Here is a 25,394-nt window from a genome sequence, read left to right as displayed (position 1 = left end):
GGTTCACCCTATCGTCTGCTCCTATCCGTCTTCGCGAACTCCCGCGTCATGAACGACTTCACCACCGAGAACAGTCATCACCACGGAGGTCGAGAGCAGTTCGTCGACCGGGCGCTCGAAGACGTTGGTGTCGAGGACGATGAAGTCGGCGAACAGACCACTGCGCAAGCGTCCGACTTCGTCCTCTGCTCCGCACGTCCAGGCCGAGTGAGCCGATCCATGGACGATCGCCTGCTCCAGCGGGACGGCGAGTTCTTCACTGTTCGGTGCCACCTCGGGCGCGGACGCAGATCGGCGCGTCGCGGCCATGTACATGTTCGGCAAAGGTGGATGAGCGGCAGTGGGGGAATCCGTGCCGAACGCGAGCCTGGCACCGGCCTCGGTCATCCATGGCCAGGGGAATCCGTGGTCGGCTCGTTCGTCACCGAGCTGGGCCCGCCAGAACGGTGCGTTGACGGGGTCGACGTGGACGGGCTGCATGCTCGGTGTGATGCCCAGTGCGGCCAGTCGCTCGACATCGGCACGGTCGACGACCTCGAGGTGTTCGATGCGGTGCCTGCGAGGGATGGGACCGTTGGCGCGGATCGCCTCTTCGACCGCGGAGATCGCGATCCGCACCGCTTCGTCGCCGATCGCGTGCATGGCGACTTTGAGGCCTGCCGCGTCGGCCGCGGCGACCACTGGAGCAAGATCGTCCAGGGGCCAGATCGGCTCGGCCGTGCTGCCATCGGCATAGGGGGCGCCGAGCACAGCGGTGCAACCGTCGACCGTGCCGTCGATGATGACCTTGATGCCCACGACGTCGAGGAGCGGGGAGGAGACTGTTTCGGACAGTTCTGCCGCGCGTGCCACCTGGGCGAGATTCTGCTGGAGATCTCCGGTGTTGTTGACGCGCCAGTACGCCTTGAGTCGGCTCGTCAAGCGACCGCTGCGTTCCCCTGCCAGGAAGGTCTGGAAGTCTGCCTCGTTGAAGCCCATATCGCACGAGGTCGTGACTCCGGTCAGACGATAGGCTTCCTGCACCAGTTCGAGATTGCGGGCATTCGTCGACTCGTCGGCGAGCTCGTCGAGGAAGGGTGCCACGATCCCGTGATAGGCGGTTTCATCGACGAAGCCCGTCGCCTCTCCCGTCTCGTCGCGGTGGATCACACCGCCCAGCGGATCGGGGGTGTCGACGGTGATTCCGACCTCATCGAGGGCAGCGGAGTTGAGCCAGATCGAGTGGTAGTCATAAGCGACGGCGTAGACGGGCACATCGGGGAACTGCTCGTCGAGCATGCTGCGATGCGGCTGTCCGCCGGGAATCGCACCATGCGGCCACCCCATGGCGAGGATGCGTGGAGCGTCGGGGTTGTTCTCCTTCCACCGTGCGAGACGGTCACGGATCTCCGCCAGATCCTCCACACCCCAGAGGTTGGCCTGACTCAGGGCCTCCCCGGTGCCGATCACGTGGGCGTGACCGTCGACGAAGCCGGGCAGAGCCAGCCGCCCGCCCAGATCGATCACTGCGGCGTCGGGACTCAGGGACCGGGCGGTCGCCTCATCACCGACGTAGAGGATGCGCTCATCGCGGACCACGAGGGCATGAGCCCACGGGCGGGAGTCGGCGGTGAAGAAGTTGGCGTTGATGTAGAGCTGATCGCTCACGAGGACACTCCTTTGGTTGAGTTGCAGGTGTTGTGGTTGTCATCGGTGACGGGTGGCGCGGTGGCGAGCTGCCGTCGAATGCCCCTGCCGGCGCAGGCGGCATAGAGGCCGACGCTGACGAGCAGTGCCACCGGCACGGAGAGGTCGATGAAGCCGAGGGCGGCGGCAATCGGCCCGGTGAAGACCTCAGTGGTGATGAACAGGGAGCCGAGGACGGCGCCGGCGATCGCCGCACCCATGCCGGCCAGGGACCAGCCGCCGTGGAACCAGAAGGGTCCCGACGGGTTCTCGACGAACAGTCCCGGACCGTCGTAGCGGTTGCGTCGCAGCACGATATCGGTGACGTAGACGGCCATGGTGGGTGCCGAGATGAGGATGAGGAACTGCAGCATGAGGTTGACGGCGGACAGCAGGCTGGTGGCGTTGACCAGGTAGAGGGTGAAGGCCGCACCGAGGACGCCGATGACCACAGCGGACGGGATGCGGCGGATCGGTATGCCGATCGACTGGAACGCCATGGAGGCCGTGTACGTGGTCATGCCGTTGAGGGAGATGGTGGTGAGGATGACTCCGAGGACGAACACCGGTGCCACCCACATAGGGAGCAGGTCGAGCATCGCATACTCGACGCCCACGTCCAGGCTCTCCGGGGGCACGACCGTGGCGAGGTAGATGCCGACGACGGAGAAGACGGTGCCCGGCAGCGCGCCGCCGAGAGCGGTGGCCGTGACGATCGCCCAGGGTTTCGTGTCCTTGGGCAGGTAGCGCGCCATGTCCGCACTGTTGGAGAACGACAGAGGGCTGGACGCCTGGATCGCGAACGCGATGGACACCGCCGACCACAAGGCTATCCCGTGGAGAGGCTCGGGCTGGGAGAACCCCCAGTCGATGCGCTCGACGATGAACGACGAGACGAGGAGGAAGGCGATGAGGAGCCCGACGGTGAGGTAGCCGTAGGCGCGCAGGATGAGGCCGTGGCCGTAGATCGCGACGAGGATGGTGATGCCTGCGACGACGATCGTGACGAGGACGAGGGCGGCGGGTTTGGACATCCACCCCCAGCGGGAGAGCAGCTCGGCTCCCATGAATGAGGAGGCGACCCAGTTCAATGCGAGGAACACCCCGGAGATGAACCACCCATAGAAGGCGATGACGACCTTGTTGCCCCGGATTCCGTAGATCGCGCGTTGGACGACCGAGCCGGAGGTGCCGGCGGCGGGCCCGCTGATCGAGACGATCCCCGGCAGAATCCAGAGCAGACCGGCGGCGATGGTGGTGAGGACGGACTGCCACACCTCGAGTCCCATGAGGGTGAGGCTGGCGCCGACGGTGAAGTTGAGGACACTGATGTTGGGTGCGGCCCAGACCGCGAAGAGATCACGGGCGCGCCCGTGCCTCTCCGCCTCGGTGACGATCTCGATCCCTCTGACCTCGGGGGTGGTGGGCGAGTCGACGTGAATGGGATGTTCGGAGGTGGTCACGGGGGTTCCTTTCGATGTCACTAGCGTCGTTGCTGGCGCCGAAACCATTATTGGCCAAGTGACCAATATGTTGTTGGTCACTAATGCAATAGCATGGATGCCATGATGTCAACTCCCCGTCATGGCAGGACCCGGAAGCCTCCGGCCGCCCGCCGCGCGGAGATTCTCACTGCCGCAGTGAGGATCGCGCTGGGTGAGGGGCTGGATCGGATCACCTTGCGGGCCGTCGCTGATTCGCTGGATGTGCGGCCGGGCCTCGTCCATCACTATTTCCCGGCCGTCGAAGACCTCATCGTCGAGGCCTTCAGGACCGCGGCGGCCACCGAGCGATCGGCGCTCTTCGAGGCCACAGGGACGCCGCTGGAGCGCATGTCCCGTCTCCTCACGAGCCTGACAGGTCCGCAGGCCCAGGCCGGGCACAGGCTCTGGTCCTCGGCTCGTCACATCAGTCGGTCGAGTGCAGCGATGGCGATGGCGGTGGAAGAGCTGGAGGAGCTTGGCCGGGCGCAGATGACCGAGCTGATCCGGGAGGGGATGGGGAGCGGCGATTTCGGCGACGTCGATGCCACTGCCACGTGCGTCCGGATCTATATGGCCATCGACGGCTTCGGTGCGTATGCCAACAGTCCTCTGCCGTTCGGCCACGAGGCGTACGAGTTCTTCGTCGCCGATGTCGCGGAATGGGCTCTCGATCTGGCTCGGGGCACGCTGCGCGCCCGCGCGAGCAGAGGTGCGACAGGGACGACGGTGGAGCGGAGCTGACCGCCAGGGGTTGTCGGGGCACTCGGACTCCGACGACGATGTGCCCCAGAGAATCAGTGAGGTAAGTTGTTGGCTGTGACGTTATTGACCGCTCGCGACATCCGCGAAATCGCCGCTGACCTAGGTCTGCGCCCTACGAAGCAGAAGGGCCAGAACTTCGTCATCGACCCCAACACCGTGCGCTCGATCGTCGCCGCAGCCCGATTGGACTCTCCGCAGAACGTCGTCGAGATCGGTCCCGGGCTGGGCTCGCTGACCCTGGGCCTGCTCGAGGCGGGGCACCATGTCACCGCCGTCGAGATCGACCGGCTCCTCGCCGAGAGGTTGCCGGAGACGATCAGGACTCACACCCAGGACCTCGCCGAGGCGGGGGGCACCGGCAACGCACGTGTTGCGGACGCGTCCGCACGGTTCGACCTCATCAATGCCGACGCCCTGCGCGTGACCGAGGTCCCCACGAATCCGCAGGCACTGGTCGCGAACCTGCCCTACAACGTCGCCGTCCCCGTGCTGCTCCACTTCCTCGAGATCTTCCCGAGCCTGACGTCCGTGCTCGTCATGGTCCAGCTCGAAGTCGCCGAACGTCTCTCGGCAGGCCCGGGTTCGCGCACCTACGGCGTGCCGAGCGTGAAGGCCCAATGGTACGGAGACGTGACCCTGGCCGGACGGATCGGCAAGAACGTGTTCTGGCCGGCGCCGAACATCGACTCCGGTCTCGTCCACATCGACGTCACCCGCACCGAGCGGGACCCGGCGGCCCGCGCCCGCCTGTTCAGCCTCGTCGACGCTGCCTTCGCCCAGCGTCGCAAGACGCTGCGAGCAGCATTGGCGACGTGGGCCGGCAGCGCCCAGCGGGCCGAGGAGATCCTCCGCGCCGCCGGCATCGACCCGAGGACCCGGGGCGAGGCGCTCGGCGTCGCCGACTTCGAACGACTCGCCGCCGCCGGGGCGGCTGCGCCGGCGGCGACTTCCGGTGGAGGGACGAACGACGACGGCGGGAGCGGCGGGGAATGAACGCTCAGCTGCGTTCCCGAACTCGGACCCTGGCACCGGTGACGGTGCGCGCTCCGGGGAAGATCAACGTCCACCTCGGCGTCGGCGGTCTGGACGACCACGGCTACCACGAGCTGGCGACCGTGTTCCAGGCGCTCAACCTGTCCGAGACCCTGACGCTGATTCCCGGTGGCAGCGGCCAGATCGTCGTTCGCGGACGCTATGCCGATGCGGGCGTGCCGCAGGATGAGTCGAATTTCGCCCGCAAAGCCATCTCCGTCATGATCCGGGCACTCGAAGGCCGGAGGGAGGTCGAGGTGCTGCGTGACCTCGACATCATCATCGACAAGCAGGTGCCGGTGGCCGGAGGAATGGGCGGCGGCTCGGCCGACGCGGCAGCGGCTCTGGTGGGTGCGGCACACCTGCTCGGGGGAGTCGAGGAGTCGATCCTCCACGACTGCGCGGTTGCCGTCGGCGCCGACGTCGCCTTCCTCCTCCATGGCGGGACCGCGATCGGCCTCGGCCGCGGGGAGAAGCTCAGCCCCGTCCTCACCCGCGGATCCTTCCACTGGGTGCTGGCCACCTCGGCGGGGCAGCTGTCGACGCCGACGATCTACTCCCGGTTCGACGAACTCAATCCCGCGCCTGCACCCGCCGTGATCCCCGATCAGGTCCTCACGGCGCTCGCCGCAGGAGACCCCGAGGCGCTGGCGACGGCGGCGGCCAACGACCTCACCGAGGCGGCGGTCTCCGCGATGCCGGAGCTCGCCGAGGTGATGGAGGCCGGCCGTGCCGCCGGTGCTCTCCTGCCCCTGCTCAGCGGGTCGGGCCCGACGATCGGATTCCTCGCCCGCGATGCCCATCATGCCCTCGACCTCGCGGTCCTGCTCCAGGCCACCCGGGGTGTGAAAGAGGCGATCAGGACCACCGGACCGGCACCGGGGGCGCACGTGGTGCACGAACCCTGATGACCGGGTCGACGGAGGCAGGAAAGACCGGCCGCCTGTCAGCGGCAGGCACCGGGAATCTGCACGAGAACGTGCTCAACGCCATCGGCACCGACATCGTCTCCGGGGCTCTGGAGACCGGCGCTGTGATCCGGGCCGAGGAACTGCGCACCCGCTACGAGGTCTCCCTGTCGGTCGTCCGCGAGGTCGTTCGGGTGCTGGAGTCGCTGGGGATGGTCAGACCCGTTCGCCGCCTGGGACTGGTGATCCTGGCGATGGAGGACTGGACGATCCTCGACCCGCTCGTCGTCCGCTGGCGGATGGCTGTCAGCCCGGCCCGGATGCTCCGTTCGCTCACCGAGCTGCGGGTCGCGATCGAACCCGAGGCCGCAGGACTCGCGGCCGCTCACGCCCGGCCGGACCAGGCCGAGGAGATCATGGGCCTGGCCGCACGGATGCGGACGGCGGGACGCAACGGGGACGTCGAGGCGTTCCTCGCCGCCGATGCCGCCTTCCACCGGGCCGTGTTGATTTCCGGCGGCAATGAGCTGTTCGCGTCCTTCGACACCGTCGTCGCCGAGATCCTCACAGGCCGCACCGAGGCGGGTCTGATGCCGCGCTTCCCGCATCCCGACGCGCTGCAGTGGCACTTCGACGTGGCCGATGCGATCGGCGGACAGGAGCGGGATCGGGCGCGCGAGGCGATGGCGAAGATCGTCGCCAGGGCCTACAACGAGATGGCGCCCGTGTGGGAGGGCGAGCTCCGCGAGGGGTGACCGGCAGGCCAGCCGCAGGCGGAGGCTCAGACCAGGCTGGCGATGCCGTAGAGCGCGAAGCTGAACGCGAAGCCGACGACGCCGAGCAGCGCCTGCGCGACGGTCCACGTCTTCAGCGTCGTCTTCGTGTCCATGCCGAAGAAGCGGGAGACGAGCCAGAACCCGGAGTCGTTGACGTGGCTGGCGAACACGGAACCGGCGGCCAGGGCAAGCACGATCGCGACGACCTGCAGGCTCGAGAAGTCGGGGTTGCCGACGACGACGGGCTGCATGAGTGCGGCCGCGGTGGTCAGAGCCACCGTCGCCGAACCCTGGGCGACGCGCACGATCGCGGCGATGATGAATCCGGCGACGATGACGGGCAGGCCCAGGGCGGCCAGCGAATCGGCGATCGAGTCACCGATCCCGCTGGCGCGCAGCACTCCGCCGAACATGCCGCCGGCGCCGGTGATGAGGATGATCGAGCAGACGGGTCCGAGCGCGGAGTCGACGATGTTCTCGACCATGGTGCTGCTCTTGCGCTTGCGCCATCCCAGCAGCCACATGGCGGCGAACACGGTGATGAGCAGGGCGATCGGGGTTTCGCCGAGCATGCGCAGGACCGTCACCAGCGTCGTCTCCACGTCGATCCAGCCGGCCTGACCGGCGAAGTTGAGGCCGGTGTTGAGGAAGATGAGCACCAACGGCAGGGCCAGCAGGAAGATGACAGTCGACAGCCTCGGCGCGGATGCGAAGTCCTTGAACTCCTCGTTGCGGCCGCCGGTGAGGATGGTGGGGACGGGCACATCGACGCGCTTGCCGATGAAGATCCCGAACAGGTACCCGCACAGGTACCACGTAGGGATGGCGACGATGAGGCCGAAGATGAGGACGAGTCCGACGTTCGCCTCGAGCAGTCCCGAGGCGGCGACGGGTCCGGGGTGGGGCGGGACGAAGATGTGCATCGCCGAGAACGCCAGCGCCGCGGGGAAGGCATAGAGGAGCAGGGAGCCGCCGAGGCGCCGGGCGACGGTGAAGATGATCGGCAGCATGACGACGAGGCCGGCGTCGAAGAAGATCGGGAATCCGAACAGCAGGGACGTGACGCCGAGGGCAAGCGGTGCCCGCTTCTCCCCGAACGCCCTGATCAGAGCATCCGTGAGGACCTGGGCCCCGCCGGAGAGTTCGAGCATCCGACCGAGCATCGCGCCGAGGCCGACGAGGAGGGCGACGCTGGCCAGCGTCGAGCCGAACCCGTCATAGAGCACGGTGATGAGATCGGCGGGGGCGATGCCGGCGACCAGCGCCGTGATCACACTGACAGTGACGAGCGCGATGAAGGCGTGGAGCCGGAAGCGGATGATGAGGAGGAGCAGAAGCGCGATCGCTGCGGCTGCGATGAGCAGCAGAGCGGAGGCGGGCAGGGTCCAGCTGGGGGTGATGTCGGTCATTCCTCTTCCTCGAGGTCTCTAGTGCTCGGCGAGGGGCCGGGGATTGGGTGTGCGGGCAGAAGTTCCGGCGCCGTCGGCGCCGAGTGCGCGACGATGGCGGTCGAGTGCGGAGGGGAGACGGTCCATGACGAATCGGCAGACTGCCTCGGGAGGGACGTCGATGGGGGCGCGGAGATGGGGTTCGTCGGCTCCGAGCGGCTCCAGAGTGTTCAGCTGGGAGTCGACGAGGGTCGGCGACATGAACTCGTGCGAACGAAGCGCCAAGTGCTCGACGATCTTCTCCCGTGGCCCGGTGAGATGGATGAAGAATGCCAGGGGGACCCGGGCGCGGAGGAAATCGCGGTAGCTGCGCTTGAGCGCCGAGCACGCGATGATGGGCGGGGTCTGACAGCTCAGGCGCAGCGCCACTGCTTGCAGCCAGGGCCAGCGGTCATCGTCGTCGAGGGGCACTCCGCCCTGCATCTTCGCCTTGTTCGCGGGGGAGTGGAGGTCATCGCCGTCGAGGAAGTCGATCCCGAGTTCCGCGGCGAGCAGTCGTCCCACAGAGGTCTTTCCGGTTCCCGAGACTCCCATGATGATGAGAGGAGTCGAGGGGGTGAATGGATGGCTGGTGCCTTCGTCCATCTCCGTCAACCTCTCGAAAACTTATGATGATATTGCTAGACTGCGGTGAATAAATCAGATTTATAAAACCGTAGGTGAGTTGCCCGCGGCTGTCAATCACCACAGTCCGATCACCACGGTCGGCTGTCAATCACCAGGGTACTGTCAGACGCAAGGGCTGGCGAGGCCTGTCGCAGGAACCGGCATTGCCAGCAGCAGGAGCCGGCGAGACGAGGGAGAGGGAAGACAATGACCGCTGATGTAGGTGTGATCGGGACCGGAGTCATGGGATCCAACCTCGCCCGGAATCTGGCCGGCCAACCGGGCACGCGCGTGGCGATCTACGACCGGGACGTCGACCGGGCCCGCGCCGTGGCAGCCGCCCACCCGGAGGCGGAATTCCTCGTGGCGACCTCGCCGGCGGAGCTCGCCTCGATGCTCCACGGCCCTCGAGTGGCGATCCTCATGGTCAACGCCGGCCGCGCCACGGATTCCGCGATCGGTGACCTCACCGCCGTGTTCGAGCCCGGCGACATCATCGTCGACGGCGGCAATTCGCTCTTCACCGACACCATCGAGCGCGGGAAGGCGGCGGAGCGCGCCGGCGTCGAATTCGTCGGCGTCGGGATCTCCGGGGGAGAGGTCGGCGCGCTGACCGGCCCGTCGATGATGGTCGGCGGCACCGAGGCTGCCTGGAGGCGGTTGCGACCCATCCTCGAACCGATCGCCGCGAAGGCCGAGATCCAGGCTCCGGAAACGGACGCCGGGGAGGTTCCGAAGCCGACCCCGGAGGAGGCTCTGCAGGAGAGCTCCGCGCGCAAGCCTGAGACCGCAGGCGAGCCATGCATCGCCCACGTGGGCACCGACGGGGCCGGCCACTTCGTCAAGATGATCCACAACGGCATCGAATACGCCGACATGCAGCTCATCGCCGAGGCATACTCCCTGCTCCGGGACGGCGCCGGACTCACCCCGAGTCAGATCGCCGAGGTGTTCGCGCAGTGGAACGAGGGTGAACTCGAGTCCTACCTGGTCGAGGTCACCGCCGAGGTGCTCACTCACACCGACTCCGCCACCGGGCGACCGTTCGTCGACGTCGTCGTCGACTCGGCGGGTGCGAAGGGAACCGGCGCCTGGACGGTGAAGACCGGACTGGATCTCGGGGCCCCGATCGCCACCATCGCCGAGGCGGTCTTCGCCAGGTCCCTGTCCGCGGCTGCGGTGCTCCGCAGTTCGGGTGACACGCTCGACGGCCCCCGCCCGTCCAGCTCGGCGGACGATGCGGCGCCCAGCACCACCTCGGCGGAGCGCGACGCCTTCGTCGACACCGTCCGTCAGGCGCTCTTCGCGGGCAAGGTCCTCGCCTACGTCCAGGGCCTCCATGAGATCGCCGTCGGGGCACGCGAGTACGGGTGGGATACCGACCTGGGCGAGGTGGCGCGGATCTGGCGCGCCGGCTGCATCATCCGCGCCCGCTTCCTCGATCGCATCGCCGACGCCTACGCCGCCGAACCGCAGCTGACCTCGCTGGTCTCCGCGCCCTACTTCCGTGACTCCCTCAACGAGACCCAGCAGTCGCTGCGCGACGTCGTCGTGCGCGCCGCCACGGTCGGAATCCCGGTGCCGGCGCTGTCCTCGGCGCTCGCGTACTACGACGGCATCCGCGCACCGCGGTCCTCGGCCGCTCTGGTCCAGGGGCAGCGCGACTTCTTCGGATCTCATACCTATGGCCGTGTCGACCGTCCGGGAACCTTCCATACCCTGTGGTCGGGCGATCGCAGCGAAGTGGAGCTGTAAGGCCGCAGCGCGCGGCGGCGACCCGCTGAGGAGCGGCATCGTCGAGCTGTGAGTACGGCCATCTCCGGCGGCGTGGGATGCGGTGGCTCGAATCCGCGGTTCATGGCAATGTTGTGCCCATGACACTGCCACATGATGACGTTGACCCCGACGGCCTGCTCGAATACTCGGTGGTCTTCACCGACCGGTCCCTCAACCACATGTCCGCGCGCTTCGTGGACGTGATGCAGGACATCAACCGCGTCCTGCGCGAGACCTACGATGCGCACGCGGCCGCGATCATTCCCGGAGGCGGCAGCTATGCGATGGAGTCGGTGGCCCGCCAGATCGCCACCGGCAAGAAGTGCCTGATCGTGCGCAACGGCCTGTTCTCCTTCCGCTGGTCGCAGATCCTCGATGCCGGCAGCATCGCCAGTGAGACGACCGTGCTCCAGGCGTCCCCGGTCAGCGACGAACCCCAGGCGGCATGGGCTCCGGCCCCCGTCGCCGAGGTGGTCGCCGCGATCGAGCGCGAACGCCCGGCCGTCGTGTTCGCACCCCATGTCGAAACCGCCTCGGGGATGCTGCTGCCCGACGACTACGTGCGTTCCGTCGCCGAAGCCGTCCATTCGGTGGGCGGTCTCTTCGTCCTCGACTGCATCGCCTCGGGAGCCGTGTGGGCGTCGATGACCGACCTCGGTGTGGATGTGCTCATCTCCGCCCCGCAGAAGGGGTGGAGCGGCTCGCCGTGCGCCGGCTATGTCATGCTGTCCGAAGCCGGGCGGAAGGCCGTCGAATCGACGACGTCGACGAGCTTCTCGATGGATCTCAAGAAGTGGCTGTTCATCGCCGATGAGTACGAAGCAGGACGCACGCCGTACCACGCGACGATGCCCACCGACGCCCTGACGCACAACGTCAAGCTCATGCTCGAGACCGAAGAACGCGGCTTCGACAAGCTCGCCGCCGCGCAGTTCGAACTCGGCGACCGAGTGCGCACCCTCTTCGCCGAACGGGGACTGCCGTCGGTCGCCGCTCCCGAGTTCGCCGCGCCCAGCGTGGTCGTCGTTCACACGGATGACCCGAAGCTCAAGACCGGTGCCGGCTTCAAGGAGGTCGGGGTCCAGATCGCCGCCGGCGTCCCGCTGCAGTGCGGGGAGGGTGAGGACTTCTCCTCGTTCCGCATCGGCCTGTTCGGCCTCGACAAGCTCGGCGACATCGATGGCACGATCGCCCGCCTGGAAGCCGCCCTCGACCAGATCGGTGTGAAGTAGCGGGGGCGCAACTCCTCCCGGGAGGCGCAGTACCTCCCGGGAGGCGCAGTGCCACCCGGGAGGCGTAACTCCCCTCGGTCGCTTCGCGAGAAGCCCGACTAGCGCTGATTCCTACCGTTGCACTGGTAGGAATCAGCGCTCGCTGTAGTGGTGCTTCTCGTGAAGCTGCCGGAACCCTGACGCTCAGGCGCGATCGCCGAGGGCGACGACGTTCTCGGCGAGGCGCTTGTTGTCGCCGTACATGAAGTGGTTCTTCATGTTCTCCGAGAAGCGGCTGGCCTCGGTGGTCAATCCGACCGCCTCGGCGACCTCACGGATGTGCATCGGGGTCGCGCCGCAGCACACGCCGATGTAGTTGACGCCGAGGTCGTGGGCTTCCTTGGCGAAAGCGCCGATCTCGTACCGGTTGGTCTGCAGCGGGTCCAGGGCCGTGGGGAAGGTCCGGCCGTGCGGGGACGGCACTGCGGCACGTGGATCGGAGAGGTTGAAGAAGGTCGGCTCGTCCTCGGTCGTGCGGTAGGGGATCGGCAGGGCGCCGACGTGGCAGGACACGGCTTCCCGGATCTTCTTCAGCCACGGCAGCATCGTCGCTGGGCCGCGGAAGCAGTTGAGGCCGACGACGTCGGCGCCCAGCTGCTCGACGCGCTGAGCGGTCTCGACGATGCCGACTCCATCGGCCATCTCCTGGAATGCCATCGGCGCCAGGGTCAGCACGAAGGGGAGTCCGCTGGCCTTGGCGATCTCGGCGGCGGCGATCGCCTCACCCGCGAAGTAGAAGGTCTCACCGATGATGAGGTCGGCGCCCTCTTCGACGGCCCAGCCGACCATCTCTTCGAACATGGAGCGGACTTCGGCCTGCTTCTGCTCGTCGGCGGGATCCCAGATGTTCGAGTTGGAGATGTTGCCGGCCATGAAGTTGCCGGGTTTGGCGTCCGCAACGCTGCGGGCGATCTGCAGAGCCGAGCGGTTGAGCGGTTCGAGCAGGTCTTCCTTGCCGATGACGCGCATCTTCTCGCGGTGACCGTTGTAGGTGAAGGCCTCGACGATGTCGGAGCCGGCGCGCTGGAAGTCCACGTGCAGGGACCGCAGAGCATCGGGGTATTCAAGAGCGACCTCGGGGACGAATTCGCCAGCGGTCAGGTAGCCGCGCTTCTCGAGCTCGAACAGGAAGCCTTCGGCGCAGATCACCGGTCCGGCGTCGAGCCGTTCCTTCAGTGGGTTGGACTGGGTCATGGGTTCTCCTCAGTGGATTGGCGGGGGTGGGCGGAGGAATGCCCTGGCCTGAGAATGTAAGCACGTCCGCGGAAGCGGATGTGCTGAGAATGACACATTCGACTTTTCGAGACGACTCGATGGCGGGCCTGCGGCGAGCTTTGCCCGATCCGGCGGCGAGTTCGACCCAGACCTGGACACGACGGATTTCGCAATCCGCTGCCTGAGGGTCCTCAGCGCCGAGCGTCCGCGTCCTGCCGAGCCGGGGTTGTGCTCGGGGCGTCCCCGGCCGCATTCTGTCGCGCCGGAGTCGTATCCCGTCGAACCGGACCTGCCGGTGCGGAATGCTGACCTAGTTCGTCACGGAGGACCGGGAAGGGTTTCAGCAGGAATGTCGCCACCGTTGCCGCGTACGTCCGCAGGGCCCGGTCGAAGGGCTCCCACGACAGCAGAAGAGTCGTGAACACGGCAAGAGCGAAGCAGACCCCGAGGATCATGGTCGCGCCGAGGTGGTCGCGGCTGTCGTCGAGGATCGGCTGGAGGGCTCGGACGACAAAGCCGTGACCGATGTAGACGGCAAGGCTGCGGGCGCCGATGGTCGCGATGATCCCGCTGCGATTCGTCATCCACGACAGCAGCGCCAGGGTCAGGAGCATGGCACCGGCGGAGAGGATGAGCCTCGTCCCGATGCCGTCGGTGAGGTCGACGCCGAGTGAATCGAAACGCGCTCCGCCGTAGAACCATGAGGCCGAGACGTCGCGGAGGTAGAACGCGGCGACCACGGCCAATGCCGCGGCACTCAGCCCGAGCTTCTGCCAGAGCCCCAAGTTCCCGGCCCAGTTGATGATCTCGCGCCCATAGAGCTTGCCGATGACGAAGAACGGCCAGAACACCAACGACCGCACGGCCGAGAGTTCGTAGTCGATGAGGGGGAGCGCCCCGCCAATCAGGCCCGCGATCAGGGAGACGGTGAGGGTTGGGCGGGGGAAGCGCTCGATGAAGGGCACGGTGAGCATCCACCACGCCATCGACAGGAGGAACCAGGTGAACCAGTACGGCGTGAGGAGGTCGTAGTCCGGGTCGAGTCCGAAGCCCCACAACCAGCCCCACATCAGCGGAAGTGCGGTGAAGAGGAGGACGAGGAAGGTGAGGACGCGTTCGGCCAGCCGGTTCGACTTGGCGGTGATCCCGGCTAGGAAGACGAACGCCGGCATATGGAAGGCGTAGATGAGAGTCATCGGCGCGCGAAGTGCATCCGATTCCCAGGGGGATGTTCGCGCCAGCAGATGACCGAGCACGACTGTGAAGATGAGGATGCCTTTGGCGCGATCGAGTCGATAATCACGAGTCGGCATCCGAAAAGGCTAGCAACACGGCAGTGCCCGACCTTGTGTATTCTCTGAATGTTCCGAGGAGGGCGAAGGCCGTTGTCGACTGGCAATGCTCCTGGTGACATTCCCAAAACTCACCTGCGCCGAGGCGGTCGTCGCCGATCGCGGAATATCAAGATTTCATAACGTTCACAGCTGAGGTTCAGCGTGACTTCAGGGTTTCGGCGACGTAAGGCTCCTCATTGCTCGCATCGTCCGGTGGACCTAGACTGACATATCGAACATGCATTCGAATGTCATCGGGAGGTGGATCATGGCGGAGTGGCAGCAGCCGGCGATCCCCGGCCTCCACCTCGGCGAGGATTCCAGCGGGGACGTGGAGGCCGCTGACAGGGACGCTCACGCGGTCCTCGACGGTTCCGACGACGAGTCGGGGGAGTTCGCGGCCGCGGATCGCACTCTGTCGTTCATCGTCGCCGAGGTTGCCCGCGTCAATGGACGCGCCACTCGCCGAGAGGGCGGGCTGCCGGCCGATGCCGAGTATGTGTCGGAAGCAGGTGCCATCGATCTCGACGCCATCCCTGCCGACGACGAGGTCACCTTGGAGCTCCTCGGATCCGCACGCACTCTCGGCTGCTTCGACTCTCCGCGTGTCGGCTTCACCGATCCCAGCTATCAGAGCGCCTGGCTGAAGGCGCACTTCCCGGTCGAGTTCCTCACCGGGGTCCTCGAGCACAATCCCGGCGCGCAGCAGCGGAATGCGCTGCTGGACGAAGCTCGTCGCATCGGCATTCCGCTGCTGCCGATCGACATCAGTGCCTCCGGCGACAGGCACCGGGTGGAGCGGATCGGACGGGAGGTCAAAGGCATCCGCCTGCCCCTACGCGCGGCTGCACATGACAGGGACTCGGAGATCGCCGACATCCTCGACGGACAGCCCTTCGCATCGATCACCGATGTCCACGAACGGATTCGACCCTCGCGTGCGCTGATGATGAGTCTGGCCACTGCCGGTGCATTCGACAGCCTGGTCGCCGCCGCCGACACCGGAGCGGACTCCGGCTCAGGCGCTGCACGCGGCAGGGGCGAACGCAATGCCGGTGGATCCCCTCGCGGCGACATCATTGCCTTCGTCCGTCAGCTGACCGCGCGTCCTCGGAAGAGGGCGCCTCGCGACGGCCGGGTTCCGCTGCTCGGGGACGCAACCCTCGCCGAGGTGACCGTTCCCGACCCGAGTGCTCCGGTGCCCGTCGCCCGCGACGACCGCGAGCACGGAGCCGCGGAGGTCTCGGCAGATGTCGTCGCCACCGAGGCGGGCGCGACCGAGGCGGGCGCTGTCGAGGCGGGCGCGACCGACATGGGCGCTACGGACGACCTTGGGGCAGATGGGCAGGCCGGCCCGGAGGAACCCGATGAGGAGGACGTGCTCGACCCCTACCGGCCGATGCTCGACCAACTGGGCGTCACCTCGGCGGCTCAGGCCCTGGATATGCGTCCAGGGGCTCAGATTCTCCTTGCAGGCACCCGCTGCGATCCACAGATGGCGGCGGACGTCCTGCTCTCGATGGGTGAGTCCGAGCTGATCGGCTTGGACGACGGCACGGGATGCATCAACATCGAAATCATCGACGAATCCGGCCAGGGTGACCCTCTGTTCGGGGCGAATCTCATGCTGGTGCGTGGGCGGGCCCGACGCACCGATGACGATGAGGTCCTGATTCGGGCCGAAGAGATCGTCGATGTCGAGGAGCTGTGGCAGACGTGGCTCGCGGCTGCCGCCTCATGAGGCCACTGGCGACGATCTTCTGGGGCCCTCAGTCGGTCTTCCGTCCCCGTGCTGCGGACTCGATGAGGTTGTCTCCCTCCAGGGCATTGCCTGACTTCACCGCGTCGATCCAGGCTTCGGTGGTGGTGACCGCGGCCCAGTTGGAGTTGAGGAGGGCCATGATCGTCTCGTGCACCTGCTGGGCGGGCGCGGAGCCTGCGGAGTTGACGAGGTCGATGGCGCCGGTGGCATCGGAGAGCACTTCGACGGTGAACCCGAGCGGCTCGGCGCCGGCGGCAGAGGCGATGACGCAGTTGTTCGTCATGTATCCGACAAGGGTGACGGTGTCGATCGTGTTCTCGCGCAGCCATTCGTCGAGACCGGTGTCCGCGAAGATGCTGCCGAAGGACTTCGTGAACCTATGCGCCGCGGAGTCGGTGCGCTCAGCGACTTCGGGGTGGAGGGCGAAGGTCGGTGACTCTGGTGCGAAGACCGGGAATCCTTCGGGAGCTTGGTGCGAAACGACGACGACGGGAACGTCGGCCCGCGCGGCAGCATCCATCGCCTCGGCGATGTGAGCCAGTGATTCATCGCGGGGAGGATGCTGGATCGGCAGCAGGCCGTTGAAGTACTCCAACTGGGCGTCGATGATGACGAGGGCGCGGCGGGGTGCGGACATGAGATCTCCTGTGATCGGTGCGGTGGGATTCGGTTGGTGGTGGAATCGGTTGTTGTGGTTCGAAACGGCTCCGGCGGATGCCGGGAGGTTCAGGTCTGTACGGCGCCGTAGTGGGCGGCGAGGAGTTCGACGGTGCGTTCACTCGTGCCCGGAGTGTGGCTGCCGAGCACGACCATCACCTCGTCGACACCGGTCTGCCGGTGGAGTTCGTCGAGGCGGCGGGCCACGGTCTCCGCGGTGCCGGCGAAGGTGCGGTTGGTGTACTGGTCGAGGATCGCCTGTTCGTTGATCGTCGCCGGATAGTCGGCGACCTCCTCGGGGGACAGGAGGCTGTAGGGCTCGCGCTTGAACATGCGCAGCATCGCCATCGCCGAGGTGGACGCTTCCCGCTTCGCCTCCGCAGCGTCCTCGGCTGCGATCGTGCTCACGCTCACCAGCGAATACGGGCGGTCGAGCACCTCGGAAGGAGTGAAGTTCTCGCGATAGATGCGCATCGCGGTCGCGATGTCGGCATCGCCGAACTGCAGGGCGAAGGCGTAGGGGCGGCCGAGCCGAGCGGCCAGATGCGCAGAATACGTCGAGGACCCGAGGATCCAGACTTCCGGGTCGGTGGTCGAGGCGGGCACACGATTCTGCTCAGCCTGCCACGGTCCGGGAACCGCATGAACGTCGGCGTAAGGATGACCGATGGGGAAGTCGTCGGTGAGGAACCCGAGCAGTTCGGCGACCTGCTGCGGGAAGGCATCATTCGCCCCGGCTCCGCGACGCAGCGCTGACGCGGTGGCCCCGTCGGTTCCCGGCGCTCGCCCGAGCCCGAGATCGATCCGCCCGGGGGCGAGGGCATCGAGCATCCCGAACTGCTCCGCGATCACCAGTGGCGCATGGTTCGGGAGCATGACTCCACCCGCGCCGAGGCGAATGCGCTCGGTCTCCGCAGTGAGGCGGGCGATCATCACCGGGGGAGAGGCGACGGACAACGCGGGCATGGCATGGTGCTCGGACATCCAGAATCGGTGATAGCCGAGGCGGTCGGCGGCCTGTGCGATGCGAATGGTCTCGGAGAGTCCGTCAGCTGCGGTGCGACCGACGCCGGGTCCGCCGCCGGTGTGCACGGACAAGGTGAATGGGGCAGAGCCGAACAATGGAGGGAACTCCACGTCGAACCTCGTTTCTCATGGAAGACAATGTATTTTCGCGTGAAGACGAGACTAGCAGATGATCACGGAAAATTGGCAGTGATACCATGAGAGACATGTTCGACCGTCCCCTTCCACCGAGCCCCGGTGCCCGAGAGCACAACAGCATCGATCTCGTCAACAGTGAGATCCGTCTGCCCGGAGGAAAGATCGTGGACGCCCTGTCGACCCCTGACGCGACGACGGCCTGGCTCATCGAGTGCGGCCTCCTCAGTGAGGGAGCTCAGCTGCAGTCCTATTGTCAGAATCGCCTCGTCGGTCTCCGGAATGATCTGCGACAGGTGTTCACGGCGTGCGTCACCGGCTCGGAAGTCGATCCTCGCGCGCTCGACGGAATCAATGCGGCACTTGTCGCCGTTCCTCATGCGTCGCTGCTTCGCCACGCACCAGGCGAGGGTTTCCACCGCTCACTCGAACACCCTGTCACTCAGCTCATCGAACACGCCATGTCGGTCATCGCCGAAGACGCCGCGACGCTGCTCGCCGGGGACGAGGCTCAATTGCTGGCACAGTGCGAAGCGGAGCCCTGTACCCGATTCCTGCTGCGGACACACGGACGCAGGCAGTGGTGTTCGACCCGATGCGGCGACAGAGTGCGTGCGGCGCGCTCCTACGCGCGGAAGCGGAGCCAGGCCACTCTCAGCTGATGGACCCGGCGAGGTCGGCAACGGGTTCGCTCGCGGTGAATCCGGCTGCGAGGTAAGTGGCGAGGGCTCCGGCGTTGGAGTTCTCGGCGACGACGACTGCGGCAGAGGCACCGTGCTGCTGCAGTGCCCGCGCACCGGCGAGGGTGATGGCCGCGCCGTAGCCGTGGCCGTGATGGTCGCGGTGCACTCCCATCGGTTCGATGAGTCCGGGGCGTCCGTTTCCGGCAGTCCAGACCGTGGTGACAGCCACGGGACGATCGGTATCGTCGAAACCGATGAGATGGTGGGCAAGGTGTGCGAACGGACCCGTCGCCATCGTGGTCCACCGGTGGATTAGCCTCTGCCTGTCCTCGGCGCTCGGCGTCGTTCCCCTGAACGCGGACCAATGCACCGCCGTCCACACCTCTGCCTCGTCGGGTCCAGCCTCCTCGACCCGCAGCTGTACTGTGTGTGAAGTCGCACGAAAGGGATTGCGGAGGTCGAGCTGGAGCGGCGTCCAAGGTTCGTCCGAGTCCCATCCCTGGGCGCGCAGGCGATCCTGCAGGGCACGCGCGCCCCGCGCTTCGACGGTCACCGTTCCCGGGGGCAGCACACGATCGAGATCAGCTGCGATCCGGCGGGCGAGTTCGTCATCATCGAGAGTCGAGGGGTCCATCGCCATGCGGAAGAGATCCTCGCCGTCGAACATGCCGATGGCGACGACGGAACCCTCGACGCTCCAGCAGCGCAGATCTGCAGCCAACTTCTCGGCGCCGACCATCGAATGCCAGCCGAGGTCTCCGGGATGCAGGAACCCCTTCCAGTCGTCGGTCTGCCACTCACTCAACGTGCTGATGATCGCGGGAAGTTGAGAAGCAGTCGGTGTCGTGGGGGCGGTCATCTTTTCCTCCGGGTCGTGCGTAGCCGATGAGGTGGCCGTAGCCTACCTGCCATCCTCTTCGGCAAGCAGTTTGACGAACGCGCTGCTGCCAAAATGGACGATCGTCATGAGTCAGCGGCGATGTTCGCCGACGAGATCGGAAACCGGGCCTTGTGCGCGGACGCGTGTTGCCTCGTGTGCGCTGGGCCGCCCGGCTGATCGCGGCTTGCTCAGAACTCCCTGTTGTGTCAGTCGTTCGAGTAGGGGTGCGGTGTCAACTGACATCAGCCGAGCCACTGGTTTGCCCCGCTCGGTGACAATGATTTCCTCACCATTGCAGGCTCGCTCAATCCAGTGCGACAGCCGTGCCCTCAAAGCACTGATGGCAACCTCCATAATTCAGCGTACAACTCAGCGCGGCTCATCTGTCCAGAAACTTCAGTTTGACGCAGACGCATGCTGCTGTATGGAGGCGGCCACCCATGGGGCAGCGAGAACAGTTCCGTCTTGGCCGGCTATTTTTTGCGGTTCTCAGTCTACTTCTGGACCGCGAAGCCCTGCTCGCCTTCGATTTGGCGAGCAGGGCTCAAGGCGTTCCTCGTGGAAGCCGCCGTGGCTCAGGCGGCGGTTTGGGTCCTGCTGTCGAGCTTGAGGCTGTCGGCGAGTTTGAGCCAGACGACGCCGGCGATGATGACGGCGGGCCAGAAGGCCTTGACCCAGGTCAGCCTTCTTTATCGATTGGCGGTAGGTGCAGCACATGCGAGCCCGGGATGCTCGGCTGGTAGCGGTGCGCCTCTACCTGCGCCGCGGCGCAGGTAGGGACTGGCGAGGGCGGGCAATATGACTGCGATTGCCAGGACCGCCAGGCCGACGCCGAGAACGATCGGCGCACGCAGACCGAACTGCGGGATGAGTGCCGAGCCGACGGCGGATCCGATGATGACTCCGAGGGTGATGAACGATCCGTGGATCGTGTTCACCAGCGGCGCGGTGCTGCCGGCGCGTTGGATGCGCACCGCCATCGCGGGGTTCATGGTGACCCCGAACAGGCCGACTCCGAGCATGAACACCAGCGCCAACGGTGGAAGATCCGTGAAGATCGCGAAGCCGGCAAGGAAGAGCGCGTTCAAGCCGGTGCCGACCAGGAGCGTCGAGATCGTGTGCCGGTCGGCCAGGCGTCCCACGACGACGTTGCCCAGCAGGGTCGCTGCGCCGTAGACGAGCAGGAGCGCGGGCACGATGCCCTCGGAGAACCCGGTGATCTCGGTGAGGATCGGGGTGAAGAAGCTGAATGCGGAGAACGTCGCGCCGATGATCAGCGTGCTGGATGCGAGGGCAAGCAGGAACTGTGGCCGACGCAGCACCGCGAGCTCCGAGCCTGTCGACGCGGAGGCGTCCATGCCTTGCTCTACCGGCGTGGCGGGGTTGCGAACCATGGCGAAGGTCAGGGCGGCGGCGAGCAGCGTGATCGCGGAGATCGCCCAGAACGCGGACTGCCAGCCGAACCGGCTGCCGACGAAGGTCGCGAAAGGCAGGCCAAGGAGTGTGCCCAGCATCAGCCCATTCATCACGACCGCGACTGCGCGTCCGCGCATCTGCTCGTCGACGAGCTGAACGCCCATCGAGACCGCGATGCCGAAGAACGCCTGCGAGGCCGCTCCGCTGATGATCCGGGCGAGGACCATCATCGGATAGCCGGTGGCGAGCGCGGCGATGACGTTGCCGACGAGGAAGATCGCAAAGACGATCATGAGCGCGGTCCTCGGCGGGACCTTGATCAGGGCGAAGGTGAGCGGCGGTCCGCCGATGGCCATCGCTGCGGCGAAGATCGTCACGAGGTAGCCGATCTGCGGGAACCCGGTGCCCAGGCCTTCTGCGAGCTGAGGCATGAGGCCTGCGACGGCGAACTCGCTGGTCACCATCGCGAAGACCCCGGCGGCGAGAACGTACACCGCGGGTGGGACGGTCGTCGCCTTCTTGGCTGGTGCTGTTGCTGTGCTCAAGAGAGAGCCTTTCTGTACTGGAGTATCCAAAATATGGGCATGAAGAAGCGTCGCCAGGCGGCGGCGCTGTCAGTTCAGGAGGGAGCTCATTCCGGTCAGGGCGATCCGGCGGAGAATCTCGGTGTCGAGGCCGGTCTGCGCGGTCACGCGCAGTCCCGAGATGACGGTGCTGACGAGCATGGCTCCGTCGCCAGGTTCGATGTCTTCCGCGATCGAACCATCAATCTGACCGGCGCGGATTGCTCCGGACAGGAGGGAGAGTCTCTCCCGCAGATCGCGATCAAGGATCCAGGCCACGCGCTCATCCCGCTCGCGCAGATCGGGGCTCATCAAGCTCTGCACGACCATGCAACCGGCCGCGTGGCCTCGGCTCGACGCCTGCAGCTCCTCGTCCACGACGACGTCGATCAGGGCGCGCAGCCTTGCCGCGCCCGGAAGCGCGTCATCTGCGAGGATCGATGCCTGACGCGCTCCGGTCGTCGCGACGTAGCGCTCCAGCGCCCGGACGAACAGCTCGTCCTTGGAGACGAAGGCGTTGTACAGGCTGCTGCGGCGAACTCCCGCGGCTTCGCAGAGCTGCTCGGTCGAGGTCTCGGCGAAGCCGTGCACGCGGAACTCACGCGCCGCGGCATCGAGCACTGCGGTCTCGTCGAAGCTGCGGGGTCTGGCCATGGAGTCACCGTACTTCATTATGGATTTCATTGTCCAATACGGCTGGATCACCTCTCAAGCGCGTCCATTATGCAGGCTCCAGCGGCTCCTCGGCGTAAGCCATATGCAGTAAGCGCACGAACTCGATGGCTTCGTTAAGTTGAGCGTCGCCGATCCTGTCGACCGGGATGCCTGGGCTCCATGAGTTCATAACGACAGCGGAGAGATGTGCCCCGAGTTCCGAGGGGTGCACATCGCGACTCTGCTGCGGGATGCCGAGCGCATCGAGCCGGCGGGCCAGGATCTGCATTGTGACGCCCGGCAGGACCTCGGCTCTCGGCCAGATCACCGACTCGCCGTCCCAGAAGGCGAGGTTCCAGATGGTGGCCTCGCTCAGCCGGCCTGATCGATCGGTGAACGCGGCGTCGTCGTACCCTCGCGCGTTCGCACGCCGAAGCAGGAGAGTCTTGGAGACCTCGCCGACATGTTTGACTCGGGGCAGATGGCGCTCGTGTTCGACGACGTCGAGGGAGAGTGGTCCGGCAGGTGGCGTCGCCGCGTCGGTGATCTTAACCAGCATGTCGAAATTGACGTCATCACCGGCGGGAGTGAACTCTCCCGGCCGCGAGGAGAGGAAGCACGTCAGCGACACGTTTGGGGGAGCGTCCGCCAGCGCGCAGCGCAGGTGGCCCAGGACTTCCTCGTCGGGCAGGTGCCTGCCGAAAAGGACGTCGCTGGCCTCCCGGAGTCGGGTCAGGTGCAGGTCCAGGCCCCGCACCCGGCGGTCGCGGACCTGCATCGCGGTGAAGTGGGCGAACCCCGCGAAGGCCAAAGGTGCGAGGTCGAATGCTTCGGCCGTCTTACCATTGAAATGAGTGATTGATGTAGTCATGAGAGCGACTGTAGGAGTTGACACAAGTGTCAGGGGCAAGCCGCGAGGTCGAGGGCGAATTACTGCGGATTGGAGAACTTGCGGCTCGCACCTCGGCGACTCCTCGTATGCTGCGCCATTACGAGAACGAGGGGCTGATCGCGGCGGAGCGCTCATCCACGGGACAGCGTCTGTTCGACCGATCCGTCGTCGAGCAGGTCCGTTCCATCCGGCGGTTGCTCGGAGCCGGTCTGCCGCTTGAGGCCATCCGAGAACTCCTGGACTGCATTCACGACACTGACCGGCTCGAGCCGTGCGCGGTACCGTTGCTCGCGGATCACCTCCGGGTGTACGACGGCCGCATCGCCGAGCTCACGACCACCAGAGACGCGCTGCAAGGACTCATCGACGCCTCGAGCAGGTGATCGTCTGCGAGCCAGAACTTCGGCGCCGTTGCCGCGTACTTGAACTTCCATCAGGATCCGGACGTTCACCCGGTCTGTTCGGTCAGTTCCAGCCAGCGCTCCTCGAGCTCGGCGACTTCGTCCTCGAGTGCTCGCACCGAGGCGGTGAGCTTCGCGAGGCCCTCGAAATCGGATTGGTCGTGGGCGGCCATCTCATCATGGACCTTCGTGATCTGGGCGCCCAGCTTCTCCATCCGCCGTTCGATCGCCGAGACCTCTTTCTTCGCGGCTCGCAGTTCGCCGCCGCTCAGCTGCGCGGAACCTGCGTCGGCCGACTCCGAGCCGTGCGACCCCGAGCCGCCTGAGCCACCCGAGCCGCCTGAGCCACCTGAGCCACCCGAACCGGAACTCGACCCGGAAGCCGCGGCATTGCCCGCCCCGGCGGCCCGCAGCCGCAGATACGCATCGACCCCGCCCGGCACATGTCGCAGGTGCCCGTCGAGGATCGCATACTGCTGGTCCGTGACCCGCTCGAGCAGGTACCTGTCGTGCGAGACGACGAGCAGGGTGCCCGGCCAGGAGTCGAGCAGGTCCTCCATCGCGGCGAGCATGTCAGAGTCGACGTCGTTGGTCGGCTCGTCGAGGATGATGACGTTGGGCTCGGACATGAGCAGGAGCAGCAGCTGCAGCCGGCGCTTCTGACCGCCGGAGAGGTCATCGACGCGAGCCGACAGGTGTTCCTTCGCGAACCCGAGGCGTTCGAGCAGCTGGGCGGGAGTGAAGTCCTTGCCCTCGATCGTGAAGGTCGTCTTCGAGTCGGCCAGGACCTCGCGCACCCGGCGTCCGCCGATCGTCGCCAGTTCCCTGAACTGCTGGTCGAGGACGCCGACCTGCACCGTCTTGCCGCGCTTGACCCGGCCCTCGGTCGGTTCCAGATCGCCGGCGACGAGGTTGAGCAGCGTCGACTTCCCGGCGCCGTTGGGGCCGAGGATGCCTGTCCGCTCGCCCGGACCGATCCGCCAGGTGACGTCCTGCAGGATCTGCCGGTCATCGAAGGTCACCGACACGTCGAGGAGGTCGACGACGTCCTTGCCCAAGCGGGCAGTGGCCATCTTCTTCAGCTCGATCGGGTTGCGGACCTCGGGGACGTCGGCGATGAGCTGGTTGGCGGCTTCGATCCGGAACTTCGGCTTCGACGTCCGGGCAGGAGCGCCTCGGCGCAGCCAGGCCAACTCCTTGCGCATGAGGTTCTGCCGCTTCGACTCCGTGGCGGCCGCGATCCGGTCGCGCTCCACACGCTGGAGGACATAGGCGGCGTATCCGCCTTCGAAGGGTTCGACCATTCGGTCGTGGACCTCCCAGGTCTTCGTGCACACCTCGTCGAGGAACCACCGGTCGTGGGTGACGAGCAGGAGGGCGCCGGAATTCCTCGGCCACCGGTTCTTCATGTGCCGGGCCAGCCACGCGATGCCGTCGACGTCGAGGTGGTTGGTCGGTTCGTCGAGGATGATGAGATCCCAGTCCTGGACGAGAAGGGCGGCCAGGGCGACGCGCCGGCGCTGCCCGCCCGAGAGGCTGTCGATCGTGGCATTCCAATCGAGGTCGGAGATCAGCCCGCTCATGATGTCGCGGGTCTTCGCGTCCGAGGCCCATTCGTGCTCGGGCATGTCGCCGACGACCGAGTGGCCGACGGTCGCCTCAGCGGCAAGGTCGTCACGCTGCGTGAGCATGCCCAGCCGCATCCCGCCGCGGTAAGTCACCCTGCCGGCATCCGGCTCGATCGCGCCTGCGAGCATGCCGAGGAGGCTCGACTTCCCATCGCCGTTGCGGCCGACGATGCCGATCATGTCCCCGGACTCGACACCAAGGGTGACGGAGTCGAAGACGACGTGGGTGGGGTATTCGAGGTGCAGGGCTTCAGCCCCCAGGAGATGTGCCATAACCTAACCAAGGGTAGAGCACGGGTGCGGGCCGCCGCTTGCAGCCCGAGTGGTTTGTTGCGGTTTCATATCGGTGTCGCGCGAGCGGATGCCAGCGCCCGGGATCAGCGGCCGAAGGTGGTCTAGACTGACCGGTAATTCACCAAA

23 protein-coding genes are annotated in these 25,394 nt (G+C 66.4%); 9 read left to right on the top strand and 14 right to left on the bottom strand.

The window, feature by feature from the left end; translation table 11 throughout:
- Positions 1-21: 21 nt before the first annotated feature.
- Together RIT73_RS10815 and RIT73_RS10810 are read right to left on the bottom strand one after the other, a co-directional pair.
- Positions 22-1,647 (bottom strand): amidohydrolase, encoded by a 1,626-nt coding sequence (locus RIT73_RS10815; RefSeq protein ID WP_309132083.1) that lies wholly within the window; start codon positions 1,645-1,647, stop codon positions 22-24.
- Positions 1,644-3,128, bottom strand: coding sequence for a cytosine permease (locus RIT73_RS10810; RefSeq protein WP_309132082.1), 1,485 nt, complete (start codon positions 3,126-3,128; stop codon positions 1,644-1,646). Before RIT73_RS10810 ends, RIT73_RS10815 begins: the two co-directional genes overlap by 4 nt.
- A gap of 102 nt (positions 3,129-3,230) precedes the next feature.
- Here RIT73_RS10810 and RIT73_RS10805 point away from each other — a divergent pair, with 102 nt between their 5' ends.
- The 4 genes from RIT73_RS10805 to RIT73_RS10790 all read left to right on the top strand — a co-directional run bounded on the left by RIT73_RS10805 (position 3,231) and on the right by RIT73_RS10790 (position 6,606).
- A complete protein-coding gene (locus RIT73_RS10805) occupies positions 3,231-3,890 on the top strand; it encodes a TetR family transcriptional regulator (RefSeq protein WP_309132081.1) in 660 nt (219 codons plus the stop codon).
- Between the two features lie 75 nt (positions 3,891-3,965).
- Complete coding sequence (gene rsmA, locus RIT73_RS10800) at positions 3,966-4,904, top strand: 16S rRNA (adenine(1518)-N(6)/adenine(1519)-N(6))-dimethyltransferase RsmA (protein ID WP_309132080.1); 939 nt, start codon at positions 3,966-3,968, stop codon at positions 4,902-4,904.
- Complete coding sequence (locus RIT73_RS10795; protein ID WP_309132079.1) at positions 4,901-5,851, top strand: 4-(cytidine 5'-diphospho)-2-C-methyl-D-erythritol kinase; 951 nt, start codon at positions 4,901-4,903, stop codon at positions 5,849-5,851. The genes rsmA and RIT73_RS10795 overlap by 4 nt, the downstream gene beginning before the upstream one ends.
- Entirely contained in the window at positions 5,851-6,606 is a 756-nt protein-coding gene (locus RIT73_RS10790; protein WP_309132078.1) for an FCD domain-containing protein, read from the top strand. The genes RIT73_RS10795 and RIT73_RS10790 overlap by 1 nt, the downstream gene beginning before the upstream one ends.
- 26 nt (positions 6,607-6,632) lie before the next feature.
- Here the strand turns inward: RIT73_RS10790 and RIT73_RS10785 are convergent, their stop codons facing one another.
- Entirely contained in the window at positions 6,633-8,036 is a 1,404-nt protein-coding gene (locus RIT73_RS10785) for a GntP family permease (RefSeq protein WP_309132077.1), read from the bottom strand.
- Positions 8,037-8,054: 18 nt separating this feature from the next.
- A complete protein-coding gene (locus RIT73_RS10780) occupies positions 8,055-8,660 on the bottom strand; it encodes a gluconokinase (RefSeq protein WP_309132076.1) in 606 nt (201 codons plus the stop codon).
- Between the two features lie 228 nt (positions 8,661-8,888).
- Here RIT73_RS10780 and gndA point away from each other — a divergent pair, with 228 nt between their 5' ends.
- Together gndA and RIT73_RS10770 are read left to right on the top strand one after the other, a co-directional pair.
- The gene (gndA, locus tag RIT73_RS10775; protein ID WP_309132075.1) at positions 8,889-10,436 is read left to right on the top strand and encodes an NADP-dependent phosphogluconate dehydrogenase; all 1,548 of its coding nucleotides are present in this window, start codon (positions 8,889-8,891) and stop codon (positions 10,434-10,436) included.
- 119 nt (positions 10,437-10,555) lie between these two features.
- A complete protein-coding gene (locus RIT73_RS10770) occupies positions 10,556-11,689 on the top strand; it encodes an alanine--glyoxylate aminotransferase family protein (RefSeq protein ID WP_309132074.1) in 1,134 nt (377 codons plus the stop codon).
- A 183-nt stretch (positions 11,690-11,872) separates the two neighbouring features.
- On the opposite strand, the gene RIT73_RS10765 is transcribed toward RIT73_RS10770, so the two are convergent.
- Positions 11,873-12,922, bottom strand: coding sequence for a homocysteine S-methyltransferase family protein (locus tag RIT73_RS10765; RefSeq protein WP_309132073.1), 1,050 nt, complete (start codon positions 12,920-12,922; stop codon positions 11,873-11,875).
- Positions 12,923-13,134: 212 nt separating this feature from the next.
- The gene (locus tag RIT73_RS10760; protein WP_309132072.1) at positions 13,135-14,256 is read right to left on the bottom strand and encodes an acyltransferase family protein; all 1,122 of its coding nucleotides are present in this window, start codon (positions 14,254-14,256) and stop codon (positions 13,135-13,137) included.
- A gap of 259 nt (positions 14,257-14,515) precedes the next feature.
- On the opposite strand from RIT73_RS10760, the gene RIT73_RS10755 reads away from it, so the two are divergent.
- Positions 14,516-16,018, top strand: a complete 1,503-nt coding sequence (locus tag RIT73_RS10755) for a hypothetical protein (RefSeq protein ID WP_309132071.1) — start codon at positions 14,516-14,518, stop codon at positions 16,016-16,018.
- Between the two features lie 28 nt (positions 16,019-16,046).
- Here the strand turns inward: RIT73_RS10755 and RIT73_RS10750 are convergent, their stop codons facing one another.
- A complete protein-coding gene (locus tag RIT73_RS10750) occupies positions 16,047-16,676 on the bottom strand; it encodes an isochorismatase family protein (protein ID WP_309132070.1) in 630 nt (209 codons plus the stop codon).
- Between the two features lie 89 nt (positions 16,677-16,765).
- Positions 16,766-17,788: an LLM class flavin-dependent oxidoreductase gene (locus RIT73_RS10745; protein WP_309132129.1), complete on the bottom strand. Its 1,023-nt coding sequence runs from the start codon at positions 17,786-17,788 to the stop codon at positions 16,766-16,768.
- Positions 17,789-17,928: 140 nt separating this feature from the next.
- Between RIT73_RS10745 and RIT73_RS10740 the strand changes: the two genes are divergently transcribed.
- Positions 17,929-18,519: a CGNR zinc finger domain-containing protein gene (locus RIT73_RS10740; RefSeq protein WP_309132069.1), complete on the top strand. Its 591-nt coding sequence runs from the start codon at positions 17,929-17,931 to the stop codon at positions 18,517-18,519.
- Here the strand turns inward: RIT73_RS10740 and RIT73_RS10735 are convergent.
- The 5 genes from RIT73_RS10735 to RIT73_RS10720 all read right to left on the bottom strand — a co-directional run bounded on the left by RIT73_RS10735 (position 18,512) and on the right by RIT73_RS10720 (position 22,924).
- A complete protein-coding gene (locus tag RIT73_RS10735; RefSeq protein ID WP_309132068.1) occupies positions 18,512-19,399 on the bottom strand; it encodes a GNAT family N-acetyltransferase in 888 nt (295 codons plus the stop codon). The genes RIT73_RS10740 and RIT73_RS10735 overlap by 8 nt on opposite strands.
- A gap of 111 nt (positions 19,400-19,510) precedes the next feature.
- Entirely contained in the window at positions 19,511-19,774 is a 264-nt protein-coding gene (locus tag RIT73_RS17240; RefSeq protein WP_375294999.1) for a type II toxin-antitoxin system Phd/YefM family antitoxin, read from the bottom strand.
- A gap of 335 nt (positions 19,775-20,109) precedes the next feature.
- Complete coding sequence (locus RIT73_RS10730) at positions 20,110-21,381, bottom strand: MFS transporter (protein WP_309132067.1); 1,272 nt, start codon at positions 21,379-21,381, stop codon at positions 20,110-20,112.
- Positions 21,382-21,450: 69 nt separating this feature from the next.
- Positions 21,451-22,053, bottom strand: coding sequence for a TetR/AcrR family transcriptional regulator (locus RIT73_RS10725; protein ID WP_309132066.1), 603 nt, complete (start codon positions 22,051-22,053; stop codon positions 21,451-21,453).
- 67 nt (positions 22,054-22,120) lie between these two features.
- Entirely contained in the window at positions 22,121-22,924 is an 804-nt protein-coding gene (locus RIT73_RS10720; RefSeq protein WP_309132065.1) for an aminotransferase class IV family protein, read from the bottom strand.
- A gap of 26 nt (positions 22,925-22,950) precedes the next feature.
- Here RIT73_RS10720 and RIT73_RS10715 point away from each other — a divergent pair, with 26 nt between their 5' ends.
- Positions 22,951-23,328 carry a MerR family transcriptional regulator gene (locus RIT73_RS10715; RefSeq protein WP_309132064.1) on the top strand — a complete coding sequence of 126 codons (378 nt, stop codon included), beginning with the start codon at positions 22,951-22,953 and terminating at the stop codon, positions 23,326-23,328.
- A gap of 65 nt (positions 23,329-23,393) precedes the next feature.
- Here the strand turns inward: RIT73_RS10715 and RIT73_RS10710 are convergent, their stop codons facing one another.
- The gene (locus tag RIT73_RS10710; protein ID WP_309132063.1) at positions 23,394-25,247 is read right to left on the bottom strand and encodes an ABC-F family ATP-binding cassette domain-containing protein; all 1,854 of its coding nucleotides are present in this window, start codon (positions 25,245-25,247) and stop codon (positions 23,394-23,396) included.
- Positions 25,248-25,394: the final 147 nt, after the last annotated feature.

Origin of the sequence: Brevibacterium sp., from assembly GCF_031179145.1 — a bacterium.
In the GTDB taxonomy this organism is placed as follows: domain Bacteria; phylum Actinomycetota; class Actinomycetes; order Actinomycetales; family Brevibacteriaceae; genus Brevibacterium.
Note: the sequence above shows the minus strand (reverse complement) of the source record. Positions and strands in the feature narration are given on the sequence as shown.